At 34.8% G+C, this 26,063-nt stretch carries 17 protein-coding genes; 8 read left to right on the top strand and 9 right to left on the bottom strand.

The window, feature by feature from the left end; genetic code table 11:
• Positions 1-37: 37 nt before the first annotated feature.
• Positions 38-4,051 (bottom strand): hybrid sensor histidine kinase/response regulator transcription factor, encoded by a 4,014-nt coding sequence (locus BST92_RS00910; protein ID WP_105069765.1) that lies wholly within the window; start codon positions 4,049-4,051, stop codon positions 38-40.
• A 634-nt stretch (positions 4,052-4,685) separates the two neighbouring features.
• Here BST92_RS00910 and BST92_RS00915 point away from each other — a divergent pair.
• The 8 genes from BST92_RS00915 (at position 4,686) to BST92_RS00950 (ending at position 12,475) form a co-directional block, all read left to right on the top strand.
• Positions 4,686-5,513 carry an SDR family oxidoreductase gene (locus BST92_RS00915; protein ID WP_105069766.1) on the top strand — a complete coding sequence of 276 codons (828 nt, stop codon included), beginning with the start codon at positions 4,686-4,688 and terminating at the stop codon, positions 5,511-5,513.
• A 104-nt stretch (positions 5,514-5,617) separates the two neighbouring features.
• Entirely contained in the window at positions 5,618-6,802 is a 1,185-nt protein-coding gene (uxuA, locus tag BST92_RS00920; protein ID WP_105069767.1) for a mannonate dehydratase, read from the top strand.
• A 49-nt stretch (positions 6,803-6,851) separates the two neighbouring features.
• Positions 6,852-7,691 (top strand): 5-dehydro-4-deoxy-D-glucuronate isomerase, encoded by an 840-nt coding sequence (gene kduI, locus BST92_RS00925; protein WP_105069768.1) that lies wholly within the window; start codon positions 6,852-6,854, stop codon positions 7,689-7,691.
• Positions 7,692-7,697: 6 nt separating this feature from the next.
• Positions 7,698-8,486, top strand: a complete 789-nt coding sequence (locus BST92_RS00930; protein ID WP_105069769.1) for a gluconate 5-dehydrogenase — start codon at positions 7,698-7,700, stop codon at positions 8,484-8,486.
• Entirely contained in the window at positions 8,487-9,713 is a 1,227-nt protein-coding gene (locus BST92_RS00935; RefSeq protein WP_105069770.1) for a DUF4861 domain-containing protein, read from the top strand.
• A 9-nt stretch (positions 9,714-9,722) separates the two neighbouring features.
• Entirely contained in the window at positions 9,723-10,697 is a 975-nt protein-coding gene (locus tag BST92_RS00940) for a TRAP transporter substrate-binding protein (protein WP_105069771.1), read from the top strand.
• A gap of 2 nt (positions 10,698-10,699) precedes the next feature.
• Positions 10,700-11,170 carry a TRAP transporter small permease gene (locus BST92_RS00945; RefSeq protein ID WP_105069772.1) on the top strand — a complete coding sequence of 157 codons (471 nt, stop codon included), beginning with the start codon at positions 10,700-10,702 and terminating at the stop codon, positions 11,168-11,170.
• A gap of 3 nt (positions 11,171-11,173) precedes the next feature.
• Complete coding sequence (locus BST92_RS00950; protein ID WP_105069773.1) at positions 11,174-12,475, top strand: TRAP transporter large permease; 1,302 nt, start codon at positions 11,174-11,176, stop codon at positions 12,473-12,475.
• Between the two features lie 85 nt (positions 12,476-12,560).
• Here the strand turns inward: BST92_RS00950 and uxaC are convergent, their stop codons facing one another.
• The 8 genes from uxaC to BST92_RS00990 all read right to left on the bottom strand — a co-directional run bounded on the left by uxaC (position 12,561) and on the right by BST92_RS00990 (position 25,989).
• Positions 12,561-13,967: a glucuronate isomerase gene (uxaC, locus tag BST92_RS00955; RefSeq protein ID WP_105069774.1), complete on the bottom strand. Its 1,407-nt coding sequence runs from the start codon at positions 13,965-13,967 to the stop codon at positions 12,561-12,563.
• Between the two features lie 105 nt (positions 13,968-14,072).
• Positions 14,073-14,972: a polysaccharide lyase family 7 protein gene (locus BST92_RS00960; protein ID WP_105069775.1), complete on the bottom strand. Its 900-nt coding sequence runs from the start codon at positions 14,970-14,972 to the stop codon at positions 14,073-14,075.
• Positions 14,973-15,021: 49 nt separating this feature from the next.
• Positions 15,022-15,831, bottom strand: a complete 810-nt coding sequence (locus BST92_RS00965; RefSeq protein ID WP_146105071.1) for a fibronectin type III — start codon at positions 15,829-15,831, stop codon at positions 15,022-15,024.
• Between the two features lies 1 nt (position 15,832).
• Positions 15,833-17,362, bottom strand: coding sequence for a lamin tail domain-containing protein (locus BST92_RS00970; RefSeq protein WP_105069777.1), 1,530 nt, complete (start codon positions 17,360-17,362; stop codon positions 15,833-15,835).
• A gap of 126 nt (positions 17,363-17,488) precedes the next feature.
• Positions 17,489-18,925: an IPT/TIG domain-containing protein gene (locus tag BST92_RS00975; protein WP_146105072.1), complete on the bottom strand. Its 1,437-nt coding sequence runs from the start codon at positions 18,923-18,925 to the stop codon at positions 17,489-17,491.
• Between the two features lie 11 nt (positions 18,926-18,936).
• Positions 18,937-21,336 carry a polysaccharide lyase 6 family protein gene (locus BST92_RS00980; RefSeq protein ID WP_105069779.1) on the bottom strand — a complete coding sequence of 800 codons (2,400 nt, stop codon included), beginning with the start codon at positions 21,334-21,336 and terminating at the stop codon, positions 18,937-18,939.
• A complete protein-coding gene (locus BST92_RS00985) occupies positions 21,336-22,826 on the bottom strand; it encodes a RagB/SusD family nutrient uptake outer membrane protein (protein ID WP_146105073.1) in 1,491 nt (496 codons plus the stop codon). The genes BST92_RS00980 and BST92_RS00985 overlap by 1 nt, the downstream gene beginning before the upstream one ends.
• Positions 22,827-22,836: 10 nt before the next feature.
• Positions 22,837-25,989 (bottom strand): SusC/RagA family TonB-linked outer membrane protein, encoded by a 3,153-nt coding sequence (locus BST92_RS00990; protein WP_170061685.1) that lies wholly within the window; start codon positions 25,987-25,989, stop codon positions 22,837-22,839.
• Positions 25,990-26,063: the final 74 nt, after the last annotated feature.

Raw genomic sequence — 26,063 nt, forward strand, 5'->3', positions numbered from 1 at the left:
TCGGGAGTTTCAAGAGGTTATTTGTTAAAATCAAATTCTAGACAGAGAATTTTTTAGAATAAACTGATGGAGTCTCACCATACACTTTTTGGAAGCATTTACTAAAATATTTTGGGTTTCTAAAACCTACTTTGTAGCTAACTTCTGAAATATTAAGAGTACCTAGTTCTAATAGCTGAGCTGCTCTTTTCATTCTAAAATGTTGAATAAATTCATTAGGTGTAAAATTAGTCCATGCTTTTACTTTAATAAAAAGCATCGTTCTACTGACTCCTAGATCAGAACAAAATGTAGGTATATCAAATTGATCATTAGATATATTATCCTCAACAATCTGAATTGCCTTTTTCATTAATTGATCATCTACAGAAGATACCGTAATCTCTTCAGGAGTAAATAAATCATTTGAACCAAATTTCTCTTTTAGGCGATCTTTATAAATCAGCAGATTTTTAACACGTAACTGTAACTCATTAATATCAAATGGTTTACTTAAATAATCATCTGCGCCACTTTCTAATCCTTCAAGTTTATAAATGAGTGATGATCGCGACGTCAATAGTACTACAGGTATATGACTGGTTCTTACATCTTTTTTAATCTTAGAACATAATTCAGTTCCTGCCATTTTAGGCATTACAACATCACTAACTATTATATCTGGATTATTATTTACTGCCATTTTAAAGGCATCTTCACCGTTATCTGCTTCTATAACGTTGTAGGATCGTTTTAATAATTGTGCCATAAAAGATCGTAAGGAAGTATTGTCTTCTACAATCAATACAGTAGACCTGTCATCATCATTTGAAAAATCTAGATTTAAAGGTTCTTCAAGGATATGATGATTTTCTAATTGTTCAGTGTATTGACTCACGTCATCACTGAATTTGAAGTCCGTTATAATCTGTTGATCTGTTAAATGTTCTTTACCTAATATTAAGGTGACTAAAAACGACGAACCTTTATCAGGTGTACTATCCACTGTCACATCACCTTGATGTAATTGAACAATATTCTTCACAATATTTAGTCCTATACCAGTACCTTGATTATATATGCTAGCATTTTCTTTATGAGATTCTACCTCATAAAAACGCTCAAAGACTTTCTCTTGTTTTTCATTTTCGATTCCTATACCGCTATCCTTGACCTTAATGTAGATATGTTGATCATCCTTACTAATCTTGATTTTAATTTTTCCTCCTTTAGGTGTGAACTTAAAGGCATTTGAAATAAGATTAAAAAAGACTCTTTCTAGTTTATCACGGTCATAATATACTAGGATTTCATCATCGCTAGTTTTAAAATCATAATCGTATTCTCCTAGTTTTGCGTGCTCTTTAAAACTTAAATAAATTTCTTTTAAAAACTTAACGATATTACCTTCAGCGGCTTGTAATTCAAATTGATTTTTTTCTAGTTTTCTAAAATCCATCAATCTATTAATTAACTGTAACAGTTGCTGGGCATTACTTTCTATTATGAGCAGCTTTTTATACATTTTATTACTGCCTTTATAATCAGACAGTAATTGCTGTAATGGACCTAAAATTAAGGTGAGTGGCGTTCTAAACTCATGTGAGATATTAGTAAAAAATTGGAGTTTGGCCTCATTAATACCTCTATTGCGTTGAAGTTGAATTTGTTCAAATTTTAATTCTTCTTGTAAACGGGTTCTAGATTTAAGAATACTCAGTAATATATAAGCGGTAATGGATAATAGTAGTGCATATAAAATAAACGCCCACCAGCTATACCAGGGCGCTGGTTTTGCCTGAATACTTAAGGTAGTTATCTCGCTTTTAATACCATCACCGTTGACGCCACGTACTTCAAAGGTATAATCGCCCGCATTTTGAATGGCATAAGTAGCTTTATTTTCTACGGTCGTATTCCATTCCTTTTCTATACCGTTTAATCTATATTCATAGGTCTTACTAGTTAAATTATGATAACTAGGCATGGTAAATTCAATTGTAAAGTTGCGTTGATTGTGACCTATTTTTAACGCTTTCGCGAAAGCGATATTTTCAACCTCATCTTTACTATCATTATACTTAAGAACATCATCACCTGTTGTTCTAAAATTTGTAATGAGCACACCTGGCGCATAAGTATCAGTACGAATTTTTGTTGTATTAAATGATGATATACCTGATACACTACCGAAAACTAATTGATCCTGTGGAAGTCTCAATACCGCATTATCGCTAAACTCGTTACCGACTAGTCCATCTTTTTGCTGGTTAAGTGATAAAATTTGAAGGTTATCTTTATTTAGCTTTAAAATACCTTGATTACTACTCATCCACAGCATTCCATTGCCGTCTTCTATAATCGCATGAATGGTAGTTATTTCCTTATCTGCCCATTGTAATGGAACTTTTTTAAATTGATTATTTTCTTTCTTAAATAAACCTTGAGACTTAGTTCCAGCCCATATGGTGTTTTTACTATCCTCAAAAAGATGTAAAACATCATAACCTGCATCTTGATCTTTATCAAATAGAAAATTTATGATTTGATTATTTTTATCAACTCTATTCAAACCATTTTGTGTTCCTACCCAAAGGGCACCTTGATTGTCAAAAATTAATGTTCGTACTAAATCACTAGTAAGCCCATCTTCACGATTTAAAATTGTTACTGCACCAGTCGCGTCCTGTGAAACAACACCTTTACCAAAAGTCCCATAGTAAAAATGATTTCCAGATTTTAATATAGAATAGATACCTATGTCTTTGAGGATACTAGTTAATGGACTCTTTAGAAATTGTTTTGTATCTACATTATATAATTCAGCACCGTTACTAAAAGTCCCTATATATAAAAGATTTTTATCCAGATACAAGGCTTTAATATTATCTTCTAGGAGATTGCTGTTGTCACTAGTTAAGTATGTAAAATCTTTAGTATTTAAATTCAATACATTGATCCCACCTTGCTCTGTCCCTATAAAAAGCTGATTATCTTTTGATTGTATTGAGCTAACGACAGGATAGTTCAAGCCTTTGCTAGTTCCGTTTTGCACATAGTTTTGGAAATTACTGTTTGCCTCATTCCAGATGTTTGCACCACCATAATACGTACCTACCCATATGGAACCACTAGCATCTTCATAAAGCGCTTTTACAGAGTTTTTTTCGAGACTATAGGGATCATTAATGTTATTAGTGAGATGGCTTAACTGTCCTTTATTATATATGTATATTCCGTTATAACTTCCTATCCATAGCCTATCATCTTTATCTAATCGTAGTTTACGTATATCATCAATTTTTGAATATTCATTAATTTCAAAAGACTGTAACTCTTTAGATAATCTATCATAGACTAGAACTCCAGATGATTTTGTACCTATGAAATATCTGTTTTTACCAGCTGGTACGATATCAGTAATATCATCATTTTGATAAGATTTAAACCTAGAAACTTCATAGTCCCCAGCAATTTGTTCTTTTTGAACTGCCCATAATCCTAGATTAGTACCTATTAAATAAGACTTAGGTGAGAGCTCTATAACACTGTAAACAACAACCTCTTGTTGTACGGAGGCAAAAATCTCGTTGTAATAAGTACCATTTTTAGGATTATAAATAGAGAGTCCTTTAGAAGTCCCTATCCACATATTGCCATCACTAGTAGCATATACCTCTTGCACGATGTTACTGGCTAGCGAGTTTTTATCGCTGGTTTTTAAAAAACGTGTAAAGGTATCGGTCTTAGGATTATATCTATTAAGTCCATTATAAGTACCTATCCAGATCTGTCCATTTTGATCTTTTTCTAGAGATAAAATATCACTACTACTTAAGGAATTAATATTCTCACCATCAGACTTAAAAACAGTAATTTTATGTCCATCATATACATTAAGACCATCACGTGTTCCTATCCACATTTGCCCTAGTTCATCTTGTTCAATAGCTATAGCGCTACTTTGTGAAAGGCCATGAGTTGTGGAGAGATGCTGAAATTGAAAACTGTTGACCTGTGCAGTCCCAACAATTGATATTAATAAAAGAAGTATGATCGAAATTCTATGCATAAATCAAAAAAACTTTTGGGCTTAAATGTAGTTAATATGATTGATTATAGCCACTTTATGAACTACTAGTAAAACCATACTTTTATATTGTCGCTCAATTAATTTGCTATTTAACTGATAGTCACATCGTGACATTATCTTATATAAAGCTTAAATATCTTTTTCATACTTACTAGCTGTTCATATAATACTGTATAATTAGTAATTTAATAAGGTTATGTACCTATAACAATAGTCCGATTGTCTGGGCTTCTAAAAAAAGATCTTGATTTATTCAATGGATTATAATCACTTTAAGTTAATCCATTTGTGCATAAGGATAACACTTCATAAATCCCTTATATCTTATAAAAGTATCCATCTAATAGTAATCACCAGTACAGCAATAGGGATATTATTATTCATATAAAAGTCTATTTAATGAAGAAAATCACTCCACACTATTTCACTCCTTAATACCACTTAAAGCAGTTAACACAGGCTGATTTAACTAATAAATCTATGTAAATCAATAATTTGTACTCTTTTCTCCCTATTCTGAATTATTCCCATGACATAATTAGAAAGTTATAGAAGATAATTTCCCATATTTGGTCAACCAATTTTGAAAGATTCTAAAAAAACAAACCTAATTATGGCAAAAACTATAGTTTTAACAGGTGCCGGCGGCGTTTTGTGCAGCACCATGGCAATTGCGCTTGCAAAACAAGGTCATCAAATTGCAGTATTAGATTTGAGAAAAGAAGCAGCAGTTGCTGTTGCCCAAAATATTAACGACAACGGTGGAAATGCCATAGGTGTAGCGGCAAATGTATTAGAGAAAGAATCTCTTAAAACTGCAAAGCAAGAAATCAATTCCAAATATGGAAAAGTTGACATATTAATTAATGGCGCAGGTGGTAACCATCCTAAAGGAACAACCAGCAATCCATTTTTTGAAATAGAAGATCTAGATAATCAAACTGATGATTTTAAGACTTTTTTTGATTTAGATCCCAAAGGAATCGAGTTCACATTCAACCTTAACTTTCTAGGTACACTAATACCTACTCAAGTCTTTGCAGTAGATATGATAGGTCGTGATGGTTGTAGCGTGCTCAATATTTCATCTATGAATGCATTTACGCCATTAACTAAAATCCCAGCATACAGCGGTGCAAAAGCTGCTGTTTCTAATTTTACACAATGGCTAGCCGTACATTTTTCTAAAGTAGGTATACGTGTTAATGCAATCGCACCAGGATTTTTCCTTACTGATCAAAATCGTGCGTTGTTGACTAATGAAGATGGATCTGCAACGCCTCGTGGTAAGCAAATTATCGATCAGACGCCTATGGGACGTTACGGCATGCCAGACGATCTAATAAGTACAGTGAACTGGTTATGTGATGATGGCGCCGCTTTTATCACAGGAATTGTGGTCCCTATAGATGGTGGATTCAGTGCTTATAGTGGTGTTTAATTTATAATAGTAAGTGAGTTTTTTTGTCTCGCTTTCGCGAAAGCGTAATAAAAAGAAGTTAATATCACATTTATTGTGGTAAGACAGTGTAATAACAATAAAAAATGAGTCTAGAACAAACATGGAGATGGTACGGACCTAACGATCCTGTTTCACTTAACGATATCAAACAAGCTGGCGCTACTGGTATAGTAAGTGCCCTACATCACATACCCAATGGACAAGAATGGCCTGTTGATGAAATAATAACTCGTAAAAATGAAATAGAAGCCGCAGGATTATCATGGTCTGTTGTAGAAAGTGTACCTATTCATGAGAATATCAAAACAAAGTCTGGAGATTATCAAACCTACATCCATAATTATAAAAACACACTCATTAATTTAGGTCAGTGTGGTATAGATATCGTGTGCTATAATTTTATGCCAGTGCTAGATTGGACACGTACTAATCTAGATTATGAAGTATCTGACGGTTCTATGGCATTACGTTTTGAAGCGGCAGCATTTGCAGCTTTTGAGTTGTATTTATTGAAAAGACCTGGAGCTGAGAATGATTATACGACCATACAAAAACAAGACGCAGCAAACTATTTAAAAAATGCAAGTGTAGCAGATCAAGAAAAACTAGTGCGCAATATTATTGCTGGTTTACCAGGTGCAGAAGAAGGTTATACACTAGAAGAATTCAATACTATTCTAGCTACTTATAAAAACATAGGACCGACAGAATTAAAACAAAACCTCTTTTATTTCTTATCTGAGATTATCCCAACAGCTGAGAAAGCTGGCGTTTTAATGTGCATCCATCCAGATGATCCACCTTTTCCTATTCTAGGTTTACCACGTGTGGTAAGTACAGAGCAGGACATCATTAATTTATATACCGCAGTAGATAGTCCTAATAATGGATTGACGTTTTGTACTGGATCATTCGGTGTGCGAGCAGATAATGATCTCTCTGGTATGGTAGAGCGATTAGGCTCTCGTATTCATTTTATTCATTTAAGAGCCACAAAACGTGATGAATTTGGTAATTTTCATGAGGCAGATCATCTCGATGGTGATGTGGATATGTATACAGTTATGAAGGCTCTAGTTATAGAACAAGAAAAACGCAAAAAAGCAGGACGTAAAGATACACGCATGCCATTCCGTCCAGACCACGGTCATAAAATGCTAGATGATTTGAATAAAAAAACTAATCCAGGTTACTCTGGTATAGGCCGCTTGCGTGGTCTAGCAGAATTGAGAGGACTCGAATTAGGGATAAGAAGATCACTAGCTTAACAATAATAACTAACGGCTTGATATATTACTCAAGCATAAAACATACATCATGTCTACAAAATTTGAAACACGTTATGCAAATAGCCCAGAAACGGTAAAAACATATAACACAACTCAATTAAGAGATAAATTTTTAATTGATAAACCTATGGTAGCAGGTGAAATCAATCTAGTATACACACATTATGACCGTTATATCGCTGGTGGTGCAGTACCTACTCTACCATTAAAGCTAGAGTCTATTGCCCCATTAAAGTCCGAAAACTTTCTGGACCGTCGCGAGATGGGAATTATTAATGTTGGTGCCGCTGGCAAAATAGAAGTAGATGGAACAACCTATGAACTTGCTCATAAAGACGCTTTATACATAGGAATGGGTGCAAAAAACGTGGTATTCCATAGTGTGAATAATAGTGATCCAGCAAAATTCTATATTAATTCTGCTCCAGCACACGCTTCTTATCCTACTCAAAAAACTAGTCTTGCCGAGGCTAATAAAATAGAATTAGGAAGTTTAGAAACGGCAAATCATAGAACCGTTTCTCAAATGATTATAGGTGGAATCATCACTACATGTCAACTACAAATGGGAATGACAGAACTTAAAGTAGGTAGTGTATGGAACACCATGCCTGCGCACGTCCATGATCGTAGAATGGAAGTTTACTTTTATCTAGATGTACCACAAGATCAAGCCGTGTGTCACTTTATGGGACAACCTCAAGAAACACGTCATATATGGATACATAACCATCAGGCAGTAATTTCTCCACCATGGTCTATTCACTCAGGTTCTGGAACTTCTAACTATACCTTTATATGGGGAATGGCTGGAGAGAATCTGGATTATAATGATATGGACGTTGCAAAAATTACAGACCTTAAATAAATAGCTATGAATCTATTTGATATTAAAGGTAAAATAGCACTGATTACCGGTAGTACACACGGGCTAGGTATGTCTATGGCACATGGATTAGGACTTGCTGGAGCTACTATTATAGTAAATGGAAATTCATCACAGCAAAAAATAGATGATGCCGTTGCGCATTATAAAGAAGCTGGAATCAATGCTGTAGGTTACAAATTTAATGTCTCTGATGAAAAAGCCGTTATTACCGCCATTAGTAAAATAGAATCTGAAGTAGGTCCTATAGATATTCTTATCAATAATGCTGGGATCATTAAAAGAGTTCCACTAGTAGATATGGATGTGGAAGAGTTCAAACAAGTTGTGAACATTGATTTAGTGAGCCCTTTCATTGTTTCTAAGCACGTTGTAAAAGGCATGATGGAACGTAAAGCTGGCAAGATCATCAACATTTGTTCTATGATGAGTCAGCTAGGTAGAAATACCGTAGGTGCTTATGCTGCTGCAAAAGGTGGACTGGTCATGCTTACTAAAAACATGGCTACAGAATGGGCTAAACATAATATCCAAGTTAACGGAATAGGCCCAGGATATTTTGCCACAACACAAACCGCACCTATACGTGTAGATGGTCATCCATTTAATGACTTTATCGTCAACCGCACGCCAGCAGCAAAATGGGGTGATCCAGATGATCTTGCAGGTGCAGCAATTTTTCTATCTTCAAAAGCAAGTGATTTTGTAAACGGTCATATTTTATATGTAGATGGTGGTATTCTTGCCACTATAGGTAAACCATCAAACGAAGATTAAATGAGATACTTAACCATACTCCTAGGTGCATTTTCAGTTCTTTTCATCAGTTGTGATGAGAAGAAGGAAGATGCTTTTTTTATGCTCCATAACGAAATCGATATCGCAAGAACTGAGGTTGTGGTCATCTCTAAAAAACAGCTTTTAGAAAAACTACCTGATTTTGATGAACGCCACGTGCTAATTCTTAAAGATACTTCAGGAACGCCTATTCCATATCAACTAGATGATTTGAACCAAGATCACATATGGGATGAAATAGCTATGGCAGTAGACTTTACTCCTAATGAAGAGAAGAAAGTTATCGTTTCCGCTTCCGCGAAAGCAGGACAAAAACAACCACAATTCTCTAAAATGACGGATGTCCATTTTGGAGTAGGAAAAGCTAAGCCAGAAGCTACTGAAGTCCATAAATATACACGTAGTTATGATCCAAGAGAAAAGGACTCGTTGTTCTTTCAAATGGAAGGACCATCATGGGAGAATGACAAAGTGGGATTCCGCATGTATTTTGATCCTCGCAATGGCATAGACATTTTTGGTAAAACTACTGAAGAACCAACCTTACACAAACAAGGATTAAGCACCAACTATCACGAGAAAGCTGATTGGGGAATGGATATTCTAAAAGTAGGAAACTCTCTAGGTGCTGGATCCATCGCTTTTAAACATCAAGATTCATTGTACAGACTTACTGGCTGGAACGGCACTCGATTTGAAGCCATAGCTGAAGGTCCGGCAAGAGCTATTTTTAAAATGACCTACTTAGATGAACCCATAGGCGATCAATCCTATCATATCGTTCATACCATAACCATTGAGCGAGGTGACTGGTTTTATAAAAGTGATATAGAAGTCCATGGTGTTCTCAATGGAATAGAATTAGTTACCGGTATCGTAGATTTAAAAGAGAATAGTTTTGATACCATAGATAATAGTAAAGGAGAAAAGACTTTATTCTCTTATGGTAAACAATCAGAAAACGATGATAATTTAGGTATGGCTATCATTACAAACAATAAAAATGTAACTAGTTACCCTGCACCTATCAATGGCGATGGAATCACAAATACACATCTTTTAAATCTAGGTAATGGAAAAAATCACAACTTCTATTTTATGAGCGGTTGGGAAGCAAGTGACACACAATTCAAGACGATTGAAGGTTTTGAAAAACTTTTAGAACAATCTACAAAAATGATCAATTCACCTATTACAATTCAATAACCAACTTATATGAAAATTAAACATATCATATTTTTATTTCTAGCAGCTATCCTTAGTAATAGCTGTGCTGAAATTCAATCAACAAAAACCTTAAGACTTGCACATAGTGTAGACACACAACATCCTGTACATAACGGAATGGTAGTGCTAGGTGAAAGCTTAGAAAGAATATCTGAAGGAAAGTTAAAGGTACAAATATATCCTAATGGCCAACTAGGTGGTGAGCGAGAGAGTATCGAGTTATTACAAATAGGTAGTCTAGATATAGCAAAAGTAAGTGCTGGAGTTCTTGAAAACTTTATACCAGAATATAAGGTATTCAGTATTCCATATCTATTTAGAGATAAGAATCATATGCATGATATATACGATGGTAAAGTAGGTAAAGGGATCTTATCTCAAGGTAATAAGTTTAATCTAGAAGGATTAACTTTTTATGATGCTGGTAGCCGTAGTTTTTATACAAAATCGACACCTATTAACTCACCAGATGATATTAAAGACATGAAGATACGTGTAATGAAAAGTAATATGGCTATTGCTATGATTAACGATTTAGGTGGTGCTCCTACTCCTATTTCTTATGGAGAATTATATACAGCATTACAGCAAGGCGTGGTAAGCGGTGCCGAAAATAATATACCAAGTTACTTCACATCTAAACACTATGAGGTTTGTAAATTTCTAAGTCTTGACGAGCATACTTCTGTACCTGACGTGTTAGTTATAGGAACAGAAACATTAAAACGATTGAGCGATCAAGAAAAAAAATGGTTGAATCAAGCTGTTGAAGAATCTAAAATTGCACAACGTAAATTATGGGAACAATCTGAAAAAGAATGTTTGGAAAAAGCAGTAGAAAGCGGCGTTCAAGTGTTTTATCCTGATAAGAAACCATTTCAAGATGCTACTGTTGAACTAGTCAACGAGTTTAAAAAAGATCCATTACTAGGTGCATTAATCCAATCGATTCAAAACAATTAATCATGAGAAAGACGATAGATTCTATTTTAGGCAAATTATGCCTTTTACTACTCACTATAATGCTATTTGCTGTGGTATGGCAAGTAATAGCTCGTTTTATATTACAGTCTCCTAGTACAATAACTGATGAAATTTCTAGCTACTCACTCATTTGGGTAGGGTTATTAGGTGCTGCATATGCCACTGGTCAACATTTACATCTAGCCATTGACCTTATACCTGAAAAGCTAGTTGAAAAAAACACCAGACTTTTTGACGGCTTTGTTCACTTATGCGTTTTTTCTTTTGGATTTTTTGTTATGATTATAGGTGGCTGGAGATTATGCCAACTTAGTTTTCAATTTGAACAAAAGTCAGCTTCACTAGGTATACCGCTAGGATTTGTCTATTTAGTCGTTCCACTAGCCGGCATATTGATTTGCTATTTCAGTATCGACACATTTTTTAAAAAAGTAATCTCTTCTAAAGCTTAAATCATGAATTATATAGAAATTTTAATACTAGTATTGAGCTTTTTAGTGTTTTTATCATTGCGTGTACCTATTGCCTATGCTATAGGTCTTGCCGGTTTTATTACACTGGTTTATTCCATGCCATTTCTTCCATCGGTGACCACAATGGCGCAACGTATGGCGACATCATTAGATAGTTTTACCTTAAGTGCTATACCTTTCTTTATTCTTGCTGGTCAGATTATGAATCGTGGTGGTATCGCTGTACGACTTATCAATTTTGCCAAGGCTATCGTAGGTCCATTACCTGGTGGTCTTGCCTTTGTAAATATTATTTCTTGCATGCTTTTTGGAGCGATATCAGGTAGTGCTGTGGCTGCTGCAAGCGCCATAGGTGGATTTATGAATCCTATGATGGAAAAAGATGGATATAGTAAACCATTTAGTGCTGCCGTAAATATCACAAGTGCAACGACTGGTTTAATAATCCCACCTAGTAATGTATTAATTGTTTATTCTCTTGCTAGTGGTGGAGTTTCTATCGCTGCCTTATTTATCGCAGGATATGTTCCAGGTTTACTATTAGGTCTAGCTTTAATGATTGTTGCAGCTATTTATTCTATCATCAAAAAATATCCAACTGATAAGCTGGTAAGTGTAAAAGTGTTTATAAAAAGATTTTTTGATGCGCTACCTAGTTTAATGCTACTTGTTGTAGTCATAGGTGGTATTGTAGGTGGAATATTTACCGCGACTGAAGCTAGTGGAGTTGCTGTAATATATACGCTTGTACTAGGTTTTGTTTATAAAGAGATCAAGTTAAAGGACTTATCACCTATTCTACTAGAAACCATTAAAACTAGCTCAATTGTACTATTATTAATTGCTACTTCTATAGCCATGAGTTGGGTAATGTCCTATGAAAACATTCCACAAGAAATAAGTGATGCACTTTTAGGAATTAGTGATAATCCTATCATCATCTTAATATTAATCAATCTTATTTTATTATTTGTAGGGATTTTTATGGACATGACGCCTGCGGTACTCATCTTCACTCCTATTTTCTTACCTATCGTAACAGCAATGGGAATGGATCCTATCCACTTTGGAGTTATTATGATTATGAACCTGTGTATAGGACTATGTACGCCACCTGTAGGATCTGTACTCTTTGTAGGTTGCAGTGTTGCAGATCTCAAAATACAGAAAGTCATACGTCCTATGCTACCATTATTTGTAGCGATGATTGCTGTTCTAGTTATGGTTACTTATTTTGAAGATATTACCTTATGGTTACCTAGAGCATTTGATTTAATGGACTAGTCGACTATTTCAATATTCAATAAAAAAACCTGCTATCGATTAATAGCAGGTTTTTTTTGTGATGTTACGCTTTCGCGAAAGCGTACTAATTATCAAACTCAAAGTAATTCACAGCATTGTGATAGCATATATCACTTACAATTTTCCCTAGCCACTGCTCATCTGCGGGAAGTTCTCCATGGACAACATCATTGCCTAATAAATTGCACAAGATGCGACGAAAATACTCATGACGTGGAAAACTTAAAAGGCTACGTGAGTCTGTCAACATACCTACAAAAGTGCTTAAAACACCAAGACTAGAAATTGTATTGAGCTGTTTTTCCATGCCATCTTTTTGATCTAAAAACCACCACGCTGCACCATATTGCACCTTACCTCGTATCGTACCATCATTAAAATTACCGACCATAGTTGCAATCATTTCATTGTCTGCAGGATTGAGATTGTAGATTATGGTTTTTGCCAGTTGATCAGTACTATCCAGTTCGTTCAAATAACCACTTATAGACACCGCATGAGAAAAATCACCTATAGAGTCAAAACCAGTGTCAGGACCTAATTGCGATAACAATCTTTTATTATTGTTTCTAATTGCACCTACATGAAACTGTTGCGTCCATTTACGTTTGTGGTACATTTTACTTAATTCTAGCATCACTTTACCTGCAAAGTATTGTACTTGTGCAACAGATAATTGCTTGCCGTTTCTAACATTTTGAAACAAAGAATCCAGATTAAAATCTGCAGTTGTGCTGTGGTAAATTTGTTCCAATCCATAATCTGCGAGACGGCAACCATTCTGGTGAAAATAGTCTACGCGGTTTTCTAGTGCGACTAATAGTGCATCATAATCATCAATATTGTTACCAGTTACTTCTTCTAATTTACTTAGATAAGCATTATAACTGACAGCATCAACTACCCCAAAAGCCTTATCTGGTCTAAATGTAGGTAGGACTTTAGGTGATAATGTTTGAGATTTAATACTGTTGTGATATTCTAGACTATCGATAGGGTCATCAGTAGTGCACAATAACTCTACATTTTGCTGCTGTAATAAGCCTATTGTACTATGAGATGACTGTTGTAGTAATTCATTTGTTTTTTGATAAACGGCTGCGGCGTTACTTTCTGTTAATAAATCTGCAATTCCAAAATAACGTTGCAATTCTAAATGTGACCAGTGGTACAAAGGATTTCTAACCGTATAAGGAACTGCACTAGCCCATTTATGAAACTTTTCTTCATCTGTAGCGTTTCCAGTAATGTACTTTTCATTAATCCCTAGTGCTCGCATAGCACGCCATTTATAATGGTCGCCAGCCAGCCATACTTGGGTACAGTTCTCATATTGCCGATTAGTGGCAATATCTTTAGGAGACAAATGATTGTGATAATCTATAATAGGTAATTCTTTTGCAAAGTTGTGATAGAGACGTTTTGCAAAATCACTTTGCAATAAAAAATCATCATGAATAAAGGCGCTCATATATGTAAATTATAGAAACAAATATGCCTTTTATAAACAGCAATTCCAACCTGTAAGAGGTTGGAATTGTGTGTAAAGATTCTTTTACAGTACGATAATCGTGTATTAATGGGATACTTCTATACTGTACAATTTTACCTTTGAATATCCAGCTGGATCTGTCGTTTGTATATAGTTACCTGCTTTAAAATAATTATCAAAAGGCCATTTTGCTAAACTTATATCTTGAAATACGTGTGATTGACCATTTACAATGACCTCTAGACGTCCTGTCGAGGCTCTAATTTCTAAATCAAAAGGGTCATAACCTACCAGTCCAAAATTATGAGATATATCTCCCCAAACATTACTGTCTCTTGTGATGATATTATCTCCCGATAAGCTATCATCTTCTAGCGTTTTTTTATAAGCAAATAGATTTCCATCGCGCCACTGCAATTTCAATAATGGCGGAGCAGAATCACTTGATAAGTTCAATCTAGCAAGGTCTGACGGTTTTATAATTCCATGAATTTGCGCCATAATAAAACGGTCTTTGGTTAGACTGCCAGTTCCTGTATTATCAGACGCTTCCAGTACCTGCATGCGTACTTTTAAAATTCCACCATCACTTAAACTCCAGTTATATCTAGAATTAGATGGATTAATCAATTCTCTTAATTCTGTACGTGGATAAGAGCTATTTGCGGTGGTAGCACCATTAGGGTCAAATTGCGTATAAAAAATGATTCCGTTACCATCTTCATCATCATACATAAAACCATCTAATGCACTTATGTTGCGATAACCGCCATCGTTAATTTGAGATGGAGAAAATTCATCTGGACTACCATCATTATTATTATCAAATGGCACTGTCACTTTCCAATTAGAAAAATCAAAACTTGAAGCTGCTGGATCTGGCTCATTAGGCACAACAATTTCAATGCGTTCTGGTGTTTCTTCCTCGCTATTACATGAGGTAATAAGTATCATAGCAAGTATTAATAATGCAATTTTTTTCATCTTTTTTAATTTAATATAATTCCTGTATAATTCAAATACAGGTAGTTTTCTACAACTGCGTTATTTCAAAATCTGCAAAAAGTACTTGCTCATCTCTCAATTGACCAGCGTGTTTTAAACTGCGATAAATTCCCCATTTGGGTCTTAAGAACTGCGCTTTTGTCTTCCACATTCTTAAATTTCCTGTATAAGATAAGAGTTCTTTTTGATCTCGCTTTCGCGAAAGCGTAACTTCTAGCTTCCCTTCTTCTCCATAAGTAATAATTTCCTTAACCATAATCCATTCACCTAAGAAAGGTTCTAAATCAGTACTTGCAATAGACTCTTGAGTTAGAAATTTAGAAAATCGGATATCAAAACTCTTTTTATCGTTCTTATCTCTCAGAGTGTATGTCAGTGTAGGCATCTTATCTTCTGGTCCACCGACGGCCTTAATTTGATGTATATGAGTAAATCCAGATGATGCTTGAAAATTTTTATCTAACTTAAATAACCAGGTGTAAATATGCGTTTCTCCTGAAGTTCCTAGAACCTGTTCTGGAGATTTTCCATAAGTCTTAATTTCAGTACGCGAGCGATCAAATTTCTTACATCGATCTGTATCCTTTTCAACATGAGCATGAAAAACAAACACATCTTTCTCTAGAGAATCATCATACTGTTGAGTAATGTGGTCCCCAAAACTGGGATGACTGCAATCACTAACTTCAACTACATTATGTCCAGGAGACAACACACTATTAATGAGTTCATAAGTCTTTTTTGAACGATCAGCTTGTAATTGTGTTACTACATCAACAGCCCTATCTTGCTTAAAAAGCATGGATAAGGCTGCTATTAATATAAATATTTGCTTCATGTTACTTCACTAGGAACTGGATGGTTTCAGAACCTTGATGTGCATTAATTTTTACAAAATATGTACCAGTATTAAGATTACTTACATCTACTCTAGATGTATATTCTTTAATTGATATCAATTGTTGACCTGTTAAGCTATAAATCGTTAATGAGGTCCAGTTTTCATCTTCTAACTCTATCGATAAGAAATTAGTTGCTGGATTAGGATATAATTTAACCGCACCAAGATTATCACTAGAAACTGAAAGTGTGTTTTGTGTTCCAGGTGTCCCTAATTGACTAGCTGTACCAAAAGTTGCTGTAGCTGCAGTCCATGCGGTTGCAAGGTCATTTGCATTTACATCAAAAGTATTAGACTCTATACTACCACCACCAGAGAATGCCATCATAGGAAAACCTATAGGCATTGTACCATAGCCATAATCATACTCTACTCTGTCGATTTCAGTTCCACTAGCACTTACTAAAGCGATCCCATCTATTTCATTATCATTAGGTGTTCCATCATCAAAAGAGGATTCATTATTAAATCTAGGGAAGTTAGAACCTACACCAGGTGTTGCTGTACCACCAGGAGGAGAATCAAACCCATATTCATAAGCGACTGCTGGAATTCCTCCATTAAGGGTAGCATCACCACTAGCAGCAAGAACTGCATAACTATTTGCAGGAACAACAGTACTTAAAATGATTTCATGTGCACGACCGCTTGAAGAAGCATCCACAATAGTCCATCCCATTAAATCTATAGAAGCCGCGGTTGTATTATAAACTTCAAAATATTCCCTTTCATCTTCAGAACCGTTAGGATCTATCATTAATTCAGTGATCACTATATCTCCTGCTCCTAATGCTGGTGTACCACCAGAATTACTATTTGCAGTACCTGGTGTACCTACCATCATGTCAGTACCATATATTGCAGTACTAGGCAACCAGTTTGCGGCAACATCATTTGATGCACTGTCTAATGTTGCAGCATCTAATTGATAAGAAACATCACTAGCCGCTCCCATCGCTGGCCAAGCATTTAACCCAGCATATCCAAATCCATAAAGAATCTGATCGATAACAGTTCCTGATGCGGTTTCTAGACGAATTCCATCATCATTAGTGGAACCATTAGCATAGGTACTTTCATTATTCCATGTAGGAAAGTTAGTTCCTACTCCAGGAGTTGCTGGTCCACCTATAGGACTATCATAACCGTACTCATAAATAGAGTTAGTTATACCACCATTTAATAAAGGATCATCATTTGCTACTAGTACAGCATATCCATTTGCTGGAACCATAACTGGCACCGCAGATGTGATAACATGCGCACGACCACTACTAGACTCATCATTGATAATCCATCCATTCATATCAATTGCTGTACTAGTTGTGTTATAGACTTCAAACCATTCTTGTTCTCTTTCAGTACCATTAGGGTCTATCATAATCTCGGAAACTATAATATCTCCTGGATTTTGAGCAAATGCAACCATTCCTAGAAACATTGCTATTAGAGGTAATTTTGTTTTCATAATTGTTATTTATATGGTTAAGTTGATAATTGTAGAAAGTATTTAAGTCGTTCTTTAATAACTTTCGATATGATATGATTCAATCTTAAATGATTAAAGATTGAATCATATTATTTGTTTGATATTCTATCCCGCAGGATTAAAATCGTCAGTCACATCTACGGCACCAAATTCAGTTAACACACGATCTGTAACTATAAACCAGTCAAAATTGAAGTATGCAGGTACTGTAGCACTACTACTACCTGGTGTAATTCTTAATTCCAGTACATTATTAATATTTGTTTGACCAGGAATGAATCCATTAAGTCTCACTGCGTGTAGTTTCCAATTACCACCAGTGTTTGCATTTGATCCTTGTAAACTTCTTCTGTTTGAAGAACTGGTACCACCTATATATATCTTAAATGCCATATCTGTATTTTCTGTATTCATCCAGAAATGTAAAACCGGATTATCACCATAATTACCTGAATCTAAAATATTTGCTACAGTAGGACTTGTTGACGTTTGATGAACTTTTGCACGAGCTACAGTTGAACTAGTTGACGTATTCATTTCTAAAGCGTAGTAATCATTACCTGGGAAAGGTGGTGGAGCTACATTACCATTTATTGATGCCACAGCATTAGGATCTTTACTGAAATCAACTACAAATACAGAACTAGGATCTGAATCAAATTCATATAGTTGTTCAAACTGTCCATTGATATAAGGCAAACCAGATTCTGTTATTGTTCCTCCACCTTGAAAATTAAGATTTACATCAACATAGCCAGTAACCACAGATGATGGCACGTCAAATCTAATTTCTGTTGGTGACTGACTATTAATTGTAATAGGTGTTCCGTCTACATCACCATCCGTAATTAGGTTCATATCTTGTCCTGTAACAATCACCTCATTATCACGAGTTAATACTGCTGGAAAACCACCAATAGTAGGTTGTGGTAAAATAACCTCAAAATTAGTAGCAGCTACTATTGAAGCTTCACCAGACGCTGTTAAGTAGGTTAAAACGACATCAACAAAACCTACATTATTAGGTACTCTAACGACTAAAGCTTGTTCTTCTTGAAACTCTATAGTTCCAGCGGTGCCACCGAAGTTTACACCTGTCACACCAACAAGATCAGTTCCTATAATATTAATTATTGAATTGACATCAGCAGTTGCAGGTAATGCTGTAGTTACTGTAGGTATAGGATAAGTTACAGTAAGAGATTGTTGACTTACTGCTTCTTTACCTTGCTCAGTGACCACCTTTATAACACCAGAAACAGCATTGTTAGGGACCTGAATTTGTAAACGTTGACCTGTTATACGAGATGTAATTGTTGCTTCAACTTCACCTATATATGCTTCTGTTGAAAAATTTAAAAACGTACCATCAATATCTACTAATGAGTTGACGGCAGCTGTCCCTGGCGAAAAGCCAGTTATAGTAGGCTGTTCAGCTTTAATTTCTGCAACAGTCTGATCGATTTCTACATCTGCATCACAGGCTATTAGTATTACAGCCATAACAGATAAAACTGTCAATATTTTATACAAATTTTTCATTATTGAACTTTTTAATCGTTATTAATTAATCCTATATTTTTTTGATCAGTACCGGCGTTTATAAGACCTGATCCATTTTTAACTTTAAAGTTTTCTGTGTTTTCCCATTTGGGATTGAAACGCTCTAAATTGATTTCTTGAGCATTTGCACTCAATTTTACTTTACCACTATTAAATACTACACAATTTTCTATGACATGGTTGTTTCCCTTAAGATGAACGATACTAGAGGTCGCTCTAGAATTATCTATAACAGAATTTTTAATATGAACATTCTCAATTCCATTCACCTTAATGATTCTTCCTTTATCTGAATCATCAACTCTATAGAAAATACAGTGATCAATTAAAAGATGACCACCTCTAGTACCTGGATCGATACCTGATCTTGTATAATTTATCGCAAACTGATCAATATCAATGAATGAGCTATTTTCTATTCTAATATGCTCTGCATTGTATTTTCCAGTTTCATCATTTTCATAAGAAAGATTAAGTCCTCGATAAGAATCTTTAAACCTTGAGTTCTTAATTGAAATGGTATCTGCTTTAGTACCTGCATATGCTTTAAAAATAGCACCACCATCAGTATTTTTGAAATTTATAAATGTGACATCTTCTAAGTAAAGACTATATAAATCACTTGATGGGTTATTAGAAGATGTAATACCATATTTAACCGTTTCAGACGTAGTATATCCATCAATATGAATTCCTTTAATCTTTAGTTCGTTTGCACCATTTAATCTGAAAATGTATTGAGGTGCCTTATCCGCCTCTTCACTAATTTTTAAAAAGGTTTTATCATTTCCACGCCCTATGATGGTAAGGTTTTGAGAAAGTTTAATTGCTTTAGTAATAAAATAGTTTCCTTCTGTCAATTTAAGAATGGTAGGTCCAGACATATTCTTAATTGCTTTTTCTAGAGTTTTCTCTCCTGGCTCAACATCTAAAACTGTAACAGCAATATCTTTTGATAAGTTTCTAAGTTCATCTATTTTAATAAAACTAACACCTGCTTGTGAAGTTAATGCGATAGCTGGCTTAAAATTACCTGGGACAATCGCGCCTGCTCTAAGTTGAGACCTCAATGCTCCAGTAGCATCTACTCTCACCTTGGGACTAGTTTTCACTCCAGCTAGTAACGCATCACTGTCTGCCGTTGGAATATAGATCCCATTAGCCGCTTCTAATTTAAAATCAACAACATCTACACCGTTAAAATCTTCTATTAACGTGGAGTTCACCTTATTTCCAGCCATCGAAATACCACTGATGTCATCACCAGATAATATGGCTAAACCTCTATTTGAATTATAGATTAAGTTATTTTCAAACTTTGTATTTACTGGTGCAACGGTAGCATTACTTCTAGAACCTATACCTAGCGTGACTGGAGAGCAGTTTATTATTGTATTGTTTTGAATAATTCCATCCACAACTGGATCGTATTCATTTAACTCAGAATTAGGTATTCCATTCATTACACAAATCGGAGCGCGTAAGTCCTTTCCTGTTGTTCCTATAATAATATTATTACGTATAATATTACCTTTATTGATCATTCTGATACCGCCTGTTTTAGGGAGATTATTACCTATAATAACATTACCTTCTATGATATTATAATCACCATGTCGTAAAGTAATTGTCCCTTCACTTTCTAGTATCAAATTATTACGCACTACGTTGTGTGCAGATTTAATAGAGATTATCTCCATCTCACCACTACATCTCTCAAAAAAATTGTTTTCTACAATAGTTCTAGAAGATTGTTTTGAATAGGTAGATGTACCTATTCTAATGGTTTCTCCACCGTTAAAACCTAATGGTAAACGTTCTCCAAAATAATTATGATCTATTCTGTGATTATTAACAATACTATTCTTCAAACGTACCGCTATTGCAGGTCCTTTATTAAGTTTCCCTAAAAGGCTACAGTGATCTATTCTATTATTTTTACCATGTAAAGCGATGTAATAATTAGTAATATCTCTAGAGTCTGGATTTACATTTATTATAGCACTGTTAGTTAATCTAGAATTAGTTGCAGGTGTATCACTATCTGCCTCAAAGCGTACGACATTATTTTTACCAACATTTCCATTTTCAAACCATAATCCATGTACTTCTAGATAATCACCACCTATTCTCAAAGTTGAATTCCCTGTAAGCTTAACACTTCCTGCTGTTTCCGATCTTAATACAATAGGCTTTTGTGCAGTTCCTATTGCTTTAAATTTTATTTCGACATCTTTCCATTCTTTATTGATCATTACAATGGTGTCGCCCGGTTGCGCATTTTTAATAGCTTGAGAAAGTTCACTTGCATCACTAACAGGTATAGTCTGCGCTTTCGCGAAAGCGAGACACAAAAGAAACCAAATGACTATATTGACTTTAATTTTCATTAATACCCTACATTTTGTGCAACTGATGGATTTAAATCTATCTCATACTGAGGTATAGGTAATAGAGTTTGAAACTGCTGAATAGGTTGGGTATTAAATGCAGGTTCATTAGGATCATTGTATTGAAAATCAGTGGCAAAATGATTGTTCATTACGGTAACAGCACGGCCGGTGCGCAGAAGGTCAAACCATCTATGGTTTTCAAAAGCAAATTCTTTACGTCTTTCTTCTTCTAATGCAAGTTTAAAATCAAAGTAAGTGCTGGTCTGTGCTGAAGTTAGAACTGGTTGTCCTGCTCTTAATTTCACGTCATCAACAAGACCTATCGCCTCTGTATTAGGGCCACCATTATTTTCATTTATTGCCTCAGCCAATAGTAATATTACATCTGCATATCTTGATATTACCCAATCATTAGGAGCATCATCAACATTAGAAAATGTACTGTTATACTTACTAACAAATCTTTCTATATTAGTATTCCCACTATTGTCTACCCAAGAAACTGCAAAATTTGTTCTTGCTCTAGGGTCATTTGTGGCATATAAAGTTTCCATACCTTCAGTAGGTACATTTAACTCATCACCACCACCAAAAATGACAGCATTCTCACTTTGTAATGGAGAGAAAAGATTTGCAAAAGGTGAGCCTAATCCTAGAAGGCCTGATTGATATCTTACTGCAAATATAATTTCATCGTTATATTCATTATTAAAATCAAATACGTCTTCATAATTATCTAGTAACATTTTACCGCTTAAAGTGGCTACATCTCTTAACACTATTTCTGCCCTCGCAACACTAGTTGCAGAACCTTCTGTTAAAAGTGCTTTTCCCAATTCTGCTCCTGCAGCCCATTTTGTGGCACGACCTACTTCACTACTACCGTATTCTTCTGGTAAGTTTTCATAGGCAAATTCTAAATCTTCAATAATCACTTCATAAGCCTCTTCAATACTTTTACGTTCTAAATTTCTAGCGTCAGCAGCGTCAATACTTTCAGTTATTACAAATACACCACCATATAATCTTACTAAATTAAATAAGGAATGTGCTCTTAAGAAACGTGCTTCTCCTTCATATTGTGCTGCCAGATCTATATCATCAACAACCGCTAGGTTTTCTAAAACATGGTTACTTAGACCTATAGTTTTATAACTAGCTCTCCAATAACTAGCTGTAAATTCATTTAAAGGATTAGAAACAAATCGATCTAATTGTCTATACGGAACATTTGCATTTACCGAATTATCAAAACTAAGTTGGGTATTATCACTACGTAATTCTGTCACTACCCATTCATCTAATTGTTTAAGGTGTAATGAATTATAGATCCCTATAACACCTAGGTTAACTTCATTAGTATTAGAATAAAAACCATCTGCACCTATATCTGATATGGGCTGTAAATCTATAGGATCATCACAAGATTGAAAACCTACAATTATGGCTACTACTGCTGTTATTTTAATTATATAATTCTTCATCATTGTTTTATTTTTAGAAAGTAATATCAATTCCTGCTGCAAATTGTCTAGTTAAAGGGTCAGCACCTCTTTGATAACCTGACACTAATGGAGATGCATATTGACTAGAAGTACGCAGTGCTTCAGGATTATTTCCATAATAATCATCTGCAAAAAAGTAAAGCAAGTTTTGAGCTGATGCAAAAATCCTTACAGAATCAAGACCTAAAGTTTCTGTTACTTTATCATTAAAAGTATATCCAAAAACCGCTTCCCTTAATGCGATATAACTAGCGTCTTGAATTAGATAGTCTGTAGCGGTCCATTCACGACCATTTCTACCAGTAGGTAAAGATGCTGGGACATCCTCGTGTACCCATCTATTTTGTAAAAAGTCACTTTGTAGAGTTCTAGTTTCAAGATAAAAACCATCACCATAGTACACTTCAGCTCCATGACTACCTTGCCATAAGAAGTAAAGGTCAAAGCCTTTATATTTTAAGGTGTTACTAATTCCCCATGTAAAATCAGGGAATGGACTTCCTAATGTAGTTCTATCTGCAGTAGTTATTACACCATCACCATTGATATCTGCTACTCTAATACCACCAGGAGCATCCTCTGCAGAGCTTGCATTCATTGGGTCATCAATCTCTGCCTGACTTTGCCATACACCTATAGAACGATATCCATAAAATTGTATCGCCTCTTCTCCTACTCGAGAAATATACTGATCTTCTCTTTCTCCATTATTAATGAATTGTTCTTCACCACCAAGAGAAATTAATTTATTTTGATTTGTACTAATATTAGCAGATGCTACCCAATTCAATTCCCCAAAGTCAAAGTTTGTTGTTACAACAAACTCAAAACCTTGATTTTGAATCTTACCTACATTATTAATAAAACTATCGTGTCCGGTAGCATAAGATACGTTTTGGTTAAGTAATAAGTCTTGAGTTAAGGCATAATAATAATCTGCTGTAAATGAGATTCTCTTGTCCAGAATAGAAGCATCAATCCCTAGATCATATGAGTCCGTTTGTTCCCAGCTGATACTTCTGTTAGCAAGAACATCCCCATTTTCTGCAAGACCAGATATGATAGATCCAGCACCTTCACCTAAAGAATAGTTAGTAGGGAATAAAAGGTTAGTAAAAGAATAGTTGTCAATATTATTGTTTCCTACAACACCATAACTAGCTCTTAATTTTAATTGATTTAAGAATGATATATTCTCATTGAAAAATTTCTCATTGTGCACATTCCATCCAGCACTTGCCGATGGGAAGAAACCATATTTGTTGTTTGGACCAAAAAGAGAGCTACCATCTACTCTTGCTGCAAATGATACTAAATATTTATTATCAAAACCATAGTTCACACGTGCTAATCCAGACAATAATCCTATTTCTTCTTTAAGAGTAAAAGTATTATCTGCGTCAATGATGGTCGCTGCATTAATAGTTGAGATATAATCTGTAGGGAAATTAGAACCTAGAATTGAAGATGTTTTTAGAAATGTATATTCATAAGTACCTCCTAATAAAGCATTGAAATCATGTTTTCCTCTAGAATAATTATAGTCTAATGTATGTTCTGTGATAACTCTATTACGAATAGAATTCACATCTTCAGAGAAGGACTGACCATCTCTTCTAGCGATTGAGTTTCTAAACTCCTCATCATTTCTCATTCTTAAATAAGCACCAATTCTACCTTTATAATTAAGATTCTTTGCTACTTTCCAGTCTAGCTTACCATCTGCTACAAATCGATATTCGTATCTAACACGTTTCTCATTTTCTAGTCGAGCTAACGGATTGTTATTATTAGTTCCCCAGATACTAGATTGAGTAAAGTCTTGTTGTACACCATTTTCATCTATATAACTAAAATCTATATTTCTAAAGTGTCTAGCATGAGCATAGCTACCTACTGGTTCTCCAGTTAAATCGCTAGAGAATTGATTGTGACGTGGAGCAAAAAAACCATAATTACGAGCAAAATCGGAAAACTGTTGAGCACTACGACGCTGTCTAGAATAGGAAGGCCTAAAGTTTAAACCTAGTTTTACTTTATCACTCAGTTTAGTATTAAATCTAGCTTGAAGATTTAAAGCACGATATTCATTATCTTTTACTAATCCTTCATCCTGTACAAACTGACCAGAGAAATAATATTTAGTAAGTCTACTTCCTCCACCTACATCAAATTGATAATTTTGTATTGTGACATCTTCTCTTTTTGCCTCTTCTAGCCAGTCTGTCCCATTACCACTTGCACTTGTGTTTTGAGCTAAAATACGTCGAGCAATTTCTAGATTTGAATAACCTATCACAGCAGGATCACGATTTTCATTAAGAGCATTGGCATTTTCTGCTATTTGCCTTTCATTACGAGTAAAATCTGTAAACTCAGTAGTATTTAATAAATCTGGTAACCTTAATACTGATTTTACACCTGTAAAAGCCTTAAAACTAAAACTAGGTTCTCCATCACCGTCTTTTGTTGTGACTAGTATAACTCCATTTGCACCACGAGAACCATATAATGCAGCAGAACTAGCATCTTTAAGAACTTCAATTGATTTAATTGAACTAGGATTAATAAATTCTAAAGCATCTTCAATCGGGAAACCATCTACTACAATTAATGGACTGCTGCTAGCTGTTATTGAGGAAAGTCCACGTATACTAATCTGTGGTGCCTCACCTACTTGACCTGATGTATTTGTTATTTGTACACCAGCAAGTTTTCCTTTAAGAGCATCTGCAACGCCAGAATACGATAGATCATCTAAGTTTTCATTTTTAAGTTGAGCTACTGAATTTGTTAAGTTACTCTTTGAAGATTTTCCATATGCCACAACAATTACTTGATCTAAGGTCTCTTGATCTTCTTGCATAATGACTTCAAAAAAGTTCTTATCACCTACAAGAACATTGACCGTTTTAAAACCTAAAGAACTTACAACTAGAACATCATCTGGTTTTGCCTGAATGGTAAACTTACCATCCAGATCAGTGACAGAGGCTCTATTTGTATTCAAAATTTGAATAGTAGCACCCAGAATAGGTTCTAGGTCTGCACCTGAAGTCACTGTCCCAGTAACTTCTTTTAAGTCTTGTGCCAAGGAAATAATAGGCAAAATAAATAGACAGATGATGAAAAGAATTTTTCTCATAAAAACATTTTGTTTCACAGAAATCCTCACCCATATAAATAGAGTCAAATTTGACAAATACTTAAGAGCAAAAT

Source organism: Nonlabens arenilitoris (assembly GCF_002954765.1).
GTDB lineage: Bacteria > Bacteroidota > Bacteroidia > Flavobacteriales > Flavobacteriaceae > Nonlabens > Nonlabens arenilitoris.

Bases quoted from the DNA above. Each gene is read 5' to 3' on its own strand.
- BST92_RS00910 (WP_105069765.1), bottom strand. From the start codon at position 4,051: ATGCATAGAATTTCGATCATACTTCTTTTATTAATATCAATTGTTGGG.
- BST92_RS00915 (WP_105069766.1), top strand. From the start codon at position 4,686: ATGGCAAAAACTATAGTTTTAACAGGTGCCGGCGGCGTTTTGTGCAGC.
- uxuA (WP_105069767.1), top strand. From the start codon at position 5,618: ATGAGTCTAGAACAAACATGGAGATGGTACGGACCTAACGATCCTGTT.
- kduI (WP_105069768.1), top strand. From the start codon at position 6,852: ATGTCTACAAAATTTGAAACACGTTATGCAAATAGCCCAGAAACGGTA.
- BST92_RS00930 (WP_105069769.1), top strand. From the start codon at position 7,698: ATGAATCTATTTGATATTAAAGGTAAAATAGCACTGATTACCGGTAGT.
- BST92_RS00935 (WP_105069770.1), top strand. From the start codon at position 8,487: ATGAGATACTTAACCATACTCCTAGGTGCATTTTCAGTTCTTTTCATC.
- BST92_RS00940 (WP_105069771.1), top strand. From the start codon at position 9,723: ATGAAAATTAAACATATCATATTTTTATTTCTAGCAGCTATCCTTAGT.
- BST92_RS00945 (WP_105069772.1), top strand. From the start codon at position 10,700: ATGAGAAAGACGATAGATTCTATTTTAGGCAAATTATGCCTTTTACTA.
- BST92_RS00950 (WP_105069773.1), top strand. From the start codon at position 11,174: ATGAATTATATAGAAATTTTAATACTAGTATTGAGCTTTTTAGTGTTT.
- uxaC (WP_105069774.1), bottom strand. From the start codon at position 13,967: ATGAGCGCCTTTATTCATGATGATTTTTTATTGCAAAGTGATTTTGCA.
- BST92_RS00960 (WP_105069775.1), bottom strand. From the start codon at position 14,972: ATGAAAAAAATTGCATTATTAATACTTGCTATGATACTTATTACCTCA.
- BST92_RS00965 (WP_146105071.1), bottom strand. From the start codon at position 15,831: ATGAAGCAAATATTTATATTAATAGCAGCCTTATCCATGCTTTTTAAG.
- BST92_RS00970 (WP_105069777.1), bottom strand. From the start codon at position 17,362: ATGAAAACAAAATTACCTCTAATAGCAATGTTTCTAGGAATGGTTGCA.
- BST92_RS00975 (WP_146105072.1), bottom strand. From the start codon at position 18,925: ATGAAAAATTTGTATAAAATATTGACAGTTTTATCTGTTATGGCTGTA.
- BST92_RS00980 (WP_105069779.1), bottom strand. From the start codon at position 21,336: ATGAAAATTAAAGTCAATATAGTCATTTGGTTTCTTTTGTGTCTCGCT.
- BST92_RS00985 (WP_146105073.1), bottom strand. From the start codon at position 22,826: ATGATGAAGAATTATATAATTAAAATAACAGCAGTAGTAGCCATAATT.
- BST92_RS00990 (WP_170061685.1), bottom strand. From the start codon at position 25,989: ATGAGAAAAATTCTTTTCATCATCTGTCTATTTATTTTGCCTATTATT.